The sequence below is a fragment of the Zobellella denitrificans genome, from assembly GCF_002407485.1.
Classification (GTDB): Bacteria; Pseudomonadota; Gammaproteobacteria; order Enterobacterales; family Aeromonadaceae; genus Oceanimonas; species Oceanimonas denitrificans.
In genome coordinates, this window is record NZ_CP012621.1 from 4,165,563 (window position 1) to 4,174,222 (window position 8,660).

The 8,660-nt window shown below is 61.9% G+C and carries 10 protein-coding genes; all 10 read right to left on the reverse strand.

Annotation, left to right across the window (positions count from 1 at the left end):
* Positions 1-224: 224 nt before the first annotated feature.
* The 10 genes from AN401_RS19575 to AN401_RS19620 all read right to left on the reverse strand — a co-directional run bounded on the left by AN401_RS19575 (position 225) and on the right by AN401_RS19620 (position 8,408).
* A complete protein-coding gene (locus tag AN401_RS19575) occupies positions 225-1,469 on the reverse strand; it encodes a type II toxin-antitoxin system HipA family toxin (RefSeq protein WP_096780262.1) in 1,245 nt (414 codons plus the stop codon).
* A complete protein-coding gene (locus tag AN401_RS19580) occupies positions 1,466-1,993 on the reverse strand; it encodes a helix-turn-helix domain-containing protein (protein WP_096780263.1) in 528 nt (175 codons plus the stop codon). Before AN401_RS19580 ends, AN401_RS19575 begins: the two co-directional genes overlap by 4 nt.
* A 176-nt stretch (positions 1,994-2,169) precedes the next feature.
* Positions 2,170-3,531 carry a tRNA uridine-5-carboxymethylaminomethyl(34) synthesis GTPase MnmE gene (mnmE, locus tag AN401_RS19585; RefSeq protein WP_096780264.1) on the reverse strand — a complete coding sequence of 454 codons (1,362 nt, stop codon included), beginning with the start codon at positions 3,529-3,531 and terminating at the stop codon, positions 2,170-2,172.
* 78 nt (positions 3,532-3,609) lie between these two features.
* Positions 3,610-5,271 (reverse strand): membrane protein insertase YidC, encoded by a 1,662-nt coding sequence (yidC, locus tag AN401_RS19590; protein ID WP_096780265.1) that lies wholly within the window; start codon positions 5,269-5,271, stop codon positions 3,610-3,612.
* 3 nt (positions 5,272-5,274) lie between these two features.
* Positions 5,275-5,523 carry a membrane protein insertion efficiency factor YidD gene (gene yidD / locus AN401_RS19595; protein ID WP_176442004.1) on the reverse strand — a complete coding sequence of 83 codons (249 nt, stop codon included), beginning with the start codon at positions 5,521-5,523 and terminating at the stop codon, positions 5,275-5,277.
* Positions 5,484-5,846: a ribonuclease P protein component gene (gene rnpA / locus AN401_RS19600; protein ID WP_094038860.1), complete on the reverse strand. Its 363-nt coding sequence runs from the start codon at positions 5,844-5,846 to the stop codon at positions 5,484-5,486. The genes yidD and rnpA overlap by 40 nt, the downstream gene beginning before the upstream one ends.
* Complete coding sequence (gene rpmH, locus AN401_RS19605; protein ID WP_082633349.1) at positions 5,846-5,980, reverse strand: 50S ribosomal protein L34; 135 nt, start codon at positions 5,978-5,980, stop codon at positions 5,846-5,848. The genes rnpA and rpmH overlap by 1 nt, the downstream gene beginning before the upstream one ends.
* A 251-nt stretch (positions 5,981-6,231) precedes the next feature.
* The gene (locus tag AN401_RS19610; protein WP_096780266.1) at positions 6,232-6,972 is read right to left on the reverse strand and encodes an amino acid ABC transporter ATP-binding protein; all 741 of its coding nucleotides are present in this window, start codon (positions 6,970-6,972) and stop codon (positions 6,232-6,234) included.
* Positions 6,973-6,981: 9 nt separating this feature from the next.
* Positions 6,982-7,647 (reverse strand): amino acid ABC transporter permease, encoded by a 666-nt coding sequence (locus AN401_RS19615; protein ID WP_094038862.1) that lies wholly within the window; start codon positions 7,645-7,647, stop codon positions 6,982-6,984.
* 2 nt (positions 7,648-7,649) lie between these two features.
* Entirely contained in the window at positions 7,650-8,408 is a 759-nt protein-coding gene (locus AN401_RS19620; protein WP_096780267.1) for an amino acid ABC transporter substrate-binding protein, read from the reverse strand.
* Positions 8,409-8,660 lie beyond the last annotated feature (252 nt).

Genomic DNA, 8,660 nt, shown 5'->3' on the forward strand with positions numbered 1-8,660 from the left:
TATTTGGAAAAGTTGGCCTGCCCATAAGCCACCGCCGGTTGTCCTCGTTATCAGGCCAAATGGTCGCCTCGTAACGCCTTGTTCTGGCAGAAGATACCCCATATCGGTTGTTGGACCGTCCGTTATGGCAGGACGCGCCATAATGGTGGATGAGCCATGAGTAGGTAATTTAAGTGAAACTATAATTTCCCTAATGTGCAATAAATAAAGCTGTAGCTTCACTGTTAATTGATATTGAACGCAGACTTCATGGCTTCTTGCTCGGCGCGCGAAATGCCGAGCCGGTTGGCAAGTTCACGCCATTGGCCTACCGATGCCAGGACGTTAACGAAGATATCCTCGGCCTTCTCCTGGGTGAGCTGGAAGAACTCGATGACCTCGAAGGCCAGCTCATAGCTCAAACTGTTGTCCTTTTCATCGATGTTGAGGTGCAGGCCATTGGCCATCGCCGTCGGGTTGATGTCGTACGCGGGGGACAGGCGCCAGCCTTCACCGTCAAACAGAAAGCCATGGTTGCGTAGGTGGTCATCGACATTGGAAACCGCAATGTTAAAGACGATACGACGCCACAGTTGGGCCAGGTCGTCCTGGGTGTGGCTGCCGTGGTTGGTCAGAAACTCGGCGAGCTCCAGATAGCTGGCGCCGTCCTCGCCGTCGTAGTATTCGAGCTGCGTCATGGCCGACGAAAAATGAAGGCGTTGGTCGCCATCGCGATCAAAGCGTTTGGTCAGAAAGGTGTGATGAACCGAGTTGTAGCGCGCGATGCGGCATTCGGCCATCTCAATGCCGGCGTTCTGTGCCAGGAGGTAGGTCAGGTATTCCCAGGCACCGATATCATGGTCGTCATGCTGGCTGGGAAACTTGGCGATCCAGAGATGGCCCTGCTCGTCCGCTACCGAGGCTTTCGGGCGGGCGCCGCCCAGGGAAGAGCCTGGCGAGATCAGCATGGACAGCCACTTCATGTAGTCGGGATCATCATGGTCCAGATTCTGCTCGACCTGTCGGGCGGCATGTTCGAGTTCTCGCAGCGATGTCATCGGGGGTGCCGAGAGGCGCTTGTCATCGTCGAGAAAGGGGCCCTTCAGATCTGTCTTGAAGCGCAGGGCGCCCATACGGTATTCATCATACACACCCAGAAGGTAATCGCTCTCTTGCAGGGGGTTCACTCGCCGGCCCTCCCGGCGGGCCAGTGCCGCTTCGCGTCGCTGCATCAGCAAACGGCCCCAACGATCAGGACAGGAGTCCAGAAAGGTCCTGAAGTTGCGATCATCCCCCTTGTGCTGGTTGCCTTCAAACAGGTGAAGATCAGGATCGATCTTCAAATAGGGAGCATCGCCCCGCCGAAGCCAGTCGAGCGCATAGGCGAAGCTGAAGTGCTCTTTGCCGCGTACCTGATCCGCCGTCAGGGTTCCGATCAGGACGGGCTCGTCTTCGATCCAGTCGGCAAAGACATGGATATCACGGCTCATGTGTCCTCTCCGCTTGAGGAGGTATCAGGCTGACCGTCGTGCGCGTTCTGCCCTTGCCCGTCATCCTGGTTTGCCCGAGACCTGGCCAACTCCAGCAGTGATTGTATACGCTGGGAGCTGGCTGGTTGCGACGCCGGTGCCGATGCCTTTGGCGTGGGAGGGGGTGGCATCCCACCCGAGGTGGAAGAGGGCCGGCCCGATGCGGGCCTGGCTCCCGGCTGAGTGGTTTTCAGCAGTGCAATGTCCTGCAGTTTGCGCCCCATGGCATCATCCAGCGCCACCTTGGCCAGATCCTCTGCCAGTCCCAGTACCGCCAGCACGCGCAGGTAGTGCCCGATCGACACGGTGGACTCGCCACGCTCGATGTTGCGCAACGTTGGCTTGGACAAGCCTGTGCGCTCTGCGATCATCGTCTGGGTGATCTTGCGGCGTTTCATCGCCAGACGGATATTCTCCCCGAGCTGTTGCAGGATCTTCTGCTCTTTGGGGAAGACGACGGCCTGGCGTTTTTGTTTGGTCTGCATGACACTACACATTCATAAAACAGGATTTTATGAAATTATAGTTTCACAAAAAAAGATGAACAAGGCCGCCGGGAAGACGAGTTCGGCACACCGCTTCGTTGACGGGTCGCGGCCAGTGTGTCCGGCGTGCGGCTCGGCCAGCCCGGGAATGCCGTGCCACCTTCCCGGCATCCTCTTCACTTCCCGATACAAAAGCTCGAGAAAATCCGTCCCAGCAGGTCGTCGGAGCTGAATTCGCCGGTGATCTGGCTGAGCTGCTCCTGGGCCAGGCGCAGTTCTTCCGCCACCAGTTCGCCGGCCATGTACACCTCGAGCTGCTCCTTGGCCATGATCAGGTGCTGGTCGGCGTGGTGCAGGGCGTCCAGGTGGCGGCGGCGGGCGCTGAAGCCGCCTTCGGTGCCGCTCTGGTAGCCCATGCAGGCCTTGAGGTGCTCCTTGAGGGCGTCGATGCCGAGGCCGGTCTTGGCGGAAATGGGGTAGACCGGGTGTTCGCCGTCGCTCACCACGGTAAGCGCCTCGCCGCTCAGATCCGCCTTGTTGCGCACCACCGTCAGGCCGATGTGGGCGGGCAGGCGGTCGACGAAGTCGGGCCAGATCTCGCGTGGGTGCAGGGCGCGGGTGGTGGTTCCGTCCACCATGAACAGGATGCGGTCGGCCTGTTCGATTTCGCTCCAGGCCCGCTCGATGCCGATGCGCTCCACCGCGTCGGTGGCCTCGCGCAGGCCGGCGGTGTCGATGACGTGCAGCGGCATGCCGTCGATATGGATGTATTCCCGCAGCACGTCGCGGGTGGTGCCGGCGATGTCGGTGACGATGGCCGACTCCTTGCCGGCCAGGGCGTTGAGCAGGCTGGACTTGCCGGCGTTGGGCCGGCCGGCGATCACCACCTTCATGCCTTCGCGCATGATGGCGCCCTGGCGGGCCTGGCGCTGCACCTCGGCCAGCCGGTCCATGATGCCGTACAGCTCGCCGGCGATCTTGCCATCGGAGAGGAAGTCCACCTCCTCGTCGGGAAAGTCGATGGCCGCTTCCACATAGATGCGCAGGTTGGTAAGCGCTTCCACCAGGCCGTGGACATGGGCGGAGAACTCGCCCTGCAGCGACTGCAGCGCCGAGCGGGCAGCCTGCTCGCTGGAGGCTTCGATCAGGTCGGCGATGGCCTCGGCCTGGGCCAGGTCCAGCTTGTCGTTGAGGAAGGCGCGTTCGCTGAACTCGCCGGCCCGGGCCGGACGCAGGCCGGGCAGGGCCAGGATGCGGCGTACCAGCATGTCCAGCACCACGGGGCCGCCGTGGCCCTGCAGCTCGAGCACGTCTTCGCCGGTGAAGCTGTGGGGGCCCTTGAACAGCAGGGCGATGCCCTGGTCCAGTACCTGGCCCTGCTCGTCCTGGAACGGCAGGTAGTCGGCATGGCGCACCCTGGGCACCTTGCCGAGCACAGCCTGGGCCACGGCTTCGGCCCGGGGGCCGGAAACCCGGATGATTCCTACGCCGCCGCGTCCGGGGGCGGTGGCCTGGGCGACGATGGTTTCGTTAGACATGATTCACTCCACAACAACAAAAAAGGCGGCCTTCAGGCCGCCTAGTGTATTGGTTTAGCGTCTTCCGGGCCAGTGGCCTCAGGAGGTGGCCTTGCCGTGCAGGCCTTTCTTCTCCAGCTGGCGGAAGATAAACCACTGCTGGACTATGGTGACCACGTTGCTCACCAGCCAGTACAGGGTCAGGCCGGCGGGGAACCACAGGAAGAAGAAGGTGAAGATGATCGGCATGAACTGCATCACCTTCTGCTGCATCGGGTCGGTGACCGTGGTCGGGCTCATCTTCTGGATCACGAACATGCTGGCGCCCATCAGGATGGGCAGCACGAAGTAGGGGTCGCGCACCGACAGGTCGTTGATCCACAGGAAGAAGGGCGCGTGGCGCAGCTCCACCGACTCCATCAGCACCCAGTACAGGGCGATGAAGATCGGCATCTGTACCAGTATGGGCAGGCAGCCGCCGAGCGGGTTGACCTTTTCCTTCTTGTACAGCTCCATCATGCCCTGGGACATCTTCTGGCGGTCGTCGCCGTAGCGCTCGCGCAGGGCCACCAGCTTGGGTTGCAGCATGCGCATCTTGGCCATGGAGGTGTACTGGGCCTTGGTCAGGGGGTACATCAGGCCGCGCACCACGAAGGTGGTGAGGATGATGGCCAGGCCCCAGTTGACGGCGAAGCTCTGCAGGAGCTGCAGCAGCTTGAACAGCGGCTGGGCGATAAACCACAGCCAGCCGTAGTCCACGGTCAGGTCCAGGTTGGGGGCCACTTCGGCCATCTCGTCCTGCAGCTTGGGGCCCAGCCACAGCCGGGCGGAGAGGCTCTGCTCGCTGCCGGGTGCGACGGTGACCAGCGGTGCCTTGAAGCCGATGATGGCCTGGCCCTGGTTGCTCAGGGCCACGGTGTACAGCTGGTTCTGCTGGTCCTGGGCCGGGATCCAGGCGGACACGAAGTAGTGCTGCAGCATGCTGACCCAGCCGCCTTCGGTGGTCTGGTTCAGGTTGGCTTCACGCACCTTCTTGAAGTCGTACTTGCTGTAGCGGGTGTCGCTGCTGGAGTAGGCGGGGCCGCGGTAGGCGGCGGCCATCAGCATGCCGCTGCCCTTGGCGTCGGGATCGTTCTCGCTCTGCTTGAGCTGGCCGTAGAGCTGGGTCTGCACCGGCTCGGCGCTCTGGTTGTCGATCCGGTAGCCCACTTCCACCACATGCTCATTGCGCTTGAGGGTGAAGGTTTTGGTGAACACCACGCCCTGCTCGTTGGTGAAGGTCATGGGCACGGTCAGGCTGTCCTGGCCGTCGGCCAGCTGGTAGCTGGCCTGCTCCACCTGGTAGACCGGGCGGCCTTCGGCGCGGCCGTCGGGGCCGTCGCGGCCGATCAGGCCGCTCTGGGCCACGTGCACGAAGTTGGGGCTGTTGCTCAGCAGCACGAATTTTTCGTCGGAATTGAGGTCGCGGTCGTGCTCGAGCAGCTCGGCGCGGACGATGTCGCCGCCCTGGGTGTCCACGGTCAGCCGGAGCGAGTCGGAGCTGATGGTCACCAGGCGGCGGCTGGCGGCCACCGGCGCCTCACCGGTCGGGATTTCGCCACCGGCCTGATCCGCTTCGGGGATAAAGGTCTCCTCGCCGGCGCTGGTCTGGGTGCTTTGCGCCGTTTCTGGCTGGGGCGCTTTGTCCGTTTGCCACTGTTGCCAGATGAGGAAGCTCACCAGCAGCAGAGCGATAAGAAGTATATTGCGTTGAGATTCCATAAGTCAGTTTCTTCGCTTGGGTTGCGGGACCGGATCGTGGCCGCTTGGACCTAAAGGGTGGCATTTTAATAGACGTTTGACGGTTAACCAACCGCCTTTTAAAAAACCGTGGAGCCGGATGGCTTCAATGGCGTATTGGGAACAGGTGGGAGTGAAACGGCACCTGGGGCCGAGCAGGGGGCTGATAACCAGTTGGTAAAGGCGGATAAGGCCTATGCTGAGCCATTGCAACGGCGAGAAAGGGTGCGCCATAGTCTATCCAGCAGCTCGAACAGTTCGTCATTCGGCACATCCCCTATGCCCTGCTTGGCGATCACCACTATGTCCACGGCGGGCAGCCGGTGTTGCCGCAGGCGGAAGGATTCGCGCACTACCCGCTTGACCCGGTTGCGCCAGACGGCCCGCTTGAGCGCCTTCTTGGGCACGGCGAGTCCCAGCCGGGGGTGACCGGATTCATTGGGTTTGGCAAGCAGAGTGAGATGGGGGGAGGCGGCTCTGACGGGGTTGTCGAAGACGTTTTTGAATTGTGCGGGAGTTAGCAGACGTAACTCCCGTGGAAAGGCATGCCTGGCCATTAGGCGCTCAGACGGGCACGACCTTTGGCGCGGCGGGAAGCCAGTACTTTACGGCCGTTTTTGGTGGCCATACGAGCACGGAAACCGTGGCTGCGCTTGCGCTTCAAATTTGAAGGTTGAAAAGTGCGTTTCATCGTTATTACCGTTTGTCAGTTGACTGTACAGTTTGACCGCTCTGCCGCCGATGCTCGACATCACCGCGAAACGGTCCCACAAAAGAGGCCGAATTCTAAACAGTTAAGTGCCTGGCGTCAATCGGCATAGCATTAATCTCGACACGGCCCTGCCGCATGCTGGCCCGACCGGATCGATCCCGGATCCAACAGGATCGCGGGGCCTGGATTATACAGGGCCCCGCGGCCTTGGCAAGCCGAGGGGTTCTCCCTCAAGCCGCCGGCAGCACCTTGCGCAGAAAGGCGCGGGTGCGGGGATCCTGGGGGTTGGTGAGCAGGGTGGCGGGCGGCCCCTGCTCCACGATGCGGCCGCCGTCCATAAAGATCACCCGATCCGCCACGTCCCGGGCGAAACCGATCTCGTGGGTCACCACCACCATGGTCTGGTGGGCCAGGGCCAATTTTTTCATCAGCCCCAGCACCTCGTCCACCCATTCCGGATCCAGTGCCGAGGTGGGCTCGTCGAACAGCATCACCTTGGCATGGCTGGCCATGGCCCGGCCGATGCCGACCCGCTGCTGCTGGCCGCCGGAGAGGGAGGAGGGGTAGGCGTCGGCCTTGTCGGCCAGGCCGATGTCGCCGAGGATGCGCATGGCCTCGGCGCGGGCTTCGGCCCTGGGTTTCTTCCACACGGTGATCAGCCCCTCGGCGATGTTGTCACGGGCGGTCTTGTTGGCGAACAGGGCGTAGTTCTGGAACACGAAGGAGGTGCGCTTGCGCAGCGCTATCGCCTGCTTGCCGCTATGCCGGGCCAGATCGATGTGGAAGCCGTCGATCTCCAGGGTGCCGGCCTCGGGGGTTTCCAGCAGGTTGAGGCAGCGCAGCAGGGTGGATTTACCGGTGCCGGAGGGCCCCAGTATCACCACGATTTCCCCTTTGTTGATGTCCAGATCGATGCCGTTCAGCACCGTCTGGCCGTTGTACACCTTGGTCAGGTTACGCAGTTTGATCATGGTGGCCCCCTAGTACGCCGAGTTCAGGCGCCGCTCCAGCCGCCCCTGCAGATGGGTGAAGAACACCACCACTGCCCAGTAGATCAGGGCCACGGCGATAAAGGCCTCGAAAAACTTGAAGCTGCTGGAGGCTTCCTTCTGGGCCGAGGCCATGATCTCGGCCACCCCCAGGGTGAAGGCCAGGGAGGTGCTCTTGATCATGTCGATGAAGTAGTTCATCAGCGAGGGCGTGGCGATGCGCGCCGCCTGGGGCAGTATGATGCGGCCCATGGCCTGGCCTCGGGTCATGCCGATGCTCATGGCCGCTTCCATCTGGCTCTTGTGGATGCCGAGGATGGCGGCGCGGATCGACTCGGCCATGTAGGCGGCGAAGTGCAGGGTCAGGCCGATGACGGCGGCGGTAAAGGCGTTCATGCCGATGAACACCGGCATGATCTGCGGCAGCCCGTAGTACAGCAGGAACAGCTGCACCAAGAGCGGGGTGCCGCGGAAGAAGGAGATGAACAGCTTGGCCAGGGCGTTGAGCCCCGGCAACTGGAAGGTTCTGATCACCGCCAGCACCACGGCGATGATCAGGGCGAACACAAAACCCAGCAGCGCCATTTCCATGGTAGTGCCCAAGTATTTGAGCAAAATGGGAAACAGCGCCAGGGTGTAGTCGAGATCGAATTGCATGCTTATTTACTGGTGATGTCCGCGCCCAGCCATTTCTCGGAGATTTGCGCCAGGGTGCCGTCGGCGCGCATCTCGGCCAGGGCCTGGTTCACCTCGGCCAGCAGCGCCTGCTGCTCCGCCTTCTTCACGAAGGGGAAGGCGTTTTCCATGGTCTCGAAGGGGTGGCCGGCCAGTTGCAGCGGCAGGCCCGCTTCCTTGATCAGCTGGGCGGAGCCGACCCTGTCCATTACGAAGGCGTCGATCCGGCCCAGGGCCACGTCCTGCTCCAGGTTGGTCTCGTAGGTGATGATGTCGATTTCGTTGTTGGTGTCGTACTGGCGCATCAGCTGTTCGAAGTTGGAGCCCAGGTTGACCGCCACCTTCTTGCCCTTGAGATCCTCCAGGCCCTGGATGCTGTCGTTGCCCTGCCGCACCACTATCTGGGCGCCGTCGTAAACGTAGGGCTCGGAGAAGTCGTACTTTTCCTTGCGTTCTGCGGTCACGGTGATCTGGTTGGAGATGGTGTCGATGCGGCCGGTTTCCAGCATGCCGAACAGGCCGGAGAAATTGGTGGTCACAAACTCCACGTCCCGGCCGATGCGCTTGCCGATTTCATTCCAGACGTCGACCTCGAAGCCCTGCAGCTTGTCCTGCTGCACGAAGGTGAAGGGGAAATAGCGGCCGGACATGCCGACCTTGACCGGCTCGGCGGCCATGGCGGGGGCGATCAGGGTGGCGGACAGGGCGATGGCGGCGCCCAGCAGCTTGGCGGATTTGAACATGGATACGTCTCCTGGTGAAAAGGGCAAGACCGCCGCGGGGCAGTCATAACCACTACAGCATAAGTGATGGGGGTCTTTTTATACCAGCAACGGCCGCCATGCCAGTTTTTTACAGCCATCCAACCGAACAATGGGTGATAACCAGGTGCGTCTGGTTATAAGCGGGAATGACGAGGCCGGGCAGCCGCTCCCGGGCTCCGGGGCCGGGCAGTTTTTTTTCAGTGATCGGGCCAGGATCCGGGTGTGGGTAGC

Bases quoted from the DNA above. Each gene is read 5' to 3' on its own strand.
- AN401_RS19575 (WP_096780262.1), bottom strand. From the start codon at position 1,469: ATGAGCCGTGATATCCATGTCTTTGCCGACTGGATCGAAGACGAGCCC.
- AN401_RS19580 (WP_096780263.1), bottom strand. From the start codon at position 1,993: ATGCAGACCAAACAAAAACGCCAGGCCGTCGTCTTCCCCAAAGAGCAG.
- mnmE (WP_096780264.1), bottom strand. From the start codon at position 3,531: ATGTCTAACGAAACCATCGTCGCCCAGGCCACCGCCCCCGGACGCGGC.
- yidC (WP_096780265.1), bottom strand. From the start codon at position 5,271: ATGGAATCTCAACGCAATATACTTCTTATCGCTCTGCTGCTGGTGAGC.
- yidD (WP_176442004.1), bottom strand. From the start codon at position 5,523: ATGGCGCACCCTTTCTCGCCGTTGCAATGGCTCAGCATAGGCCTTATC.
- rnpA (WP_094038860.1), bottom strand. From the start codon at position 5,846: ATGGCCAGGCATGCCTTTCCACGGGAGTTACGTCTGCTAACTCCCGCA.
- rpmH (WP_082633349.1), bottom strand. From the start codon at position 5,980: ATGAAACGCACTTTTCAACCTTCAAATTTGAAGCGCAAGCGCAGCCAC.
- AN401_RS19610 (WP_096780266.1), bottom strand. From the start codon at position 6,972: ATGATCAAACTGCGTAACCTGACCAAGGTGTACAACGGCCAGACGGTG.
- AN401_RS19615 (WP_094038862.1), bottom strand. From the start codon at position 7,647: ATGCAATTCGATCTCGACTACACCCTGGCGCTGTTTCCCATTTTGCTC.
- AN401_RS19620 (WP_096780267.1), bottom strand. From the start codon at position 8,408: ATGTTCAAATCCGCCAAGCTGCTGGGCGCCGCCATCGCCCTGTCCGCC.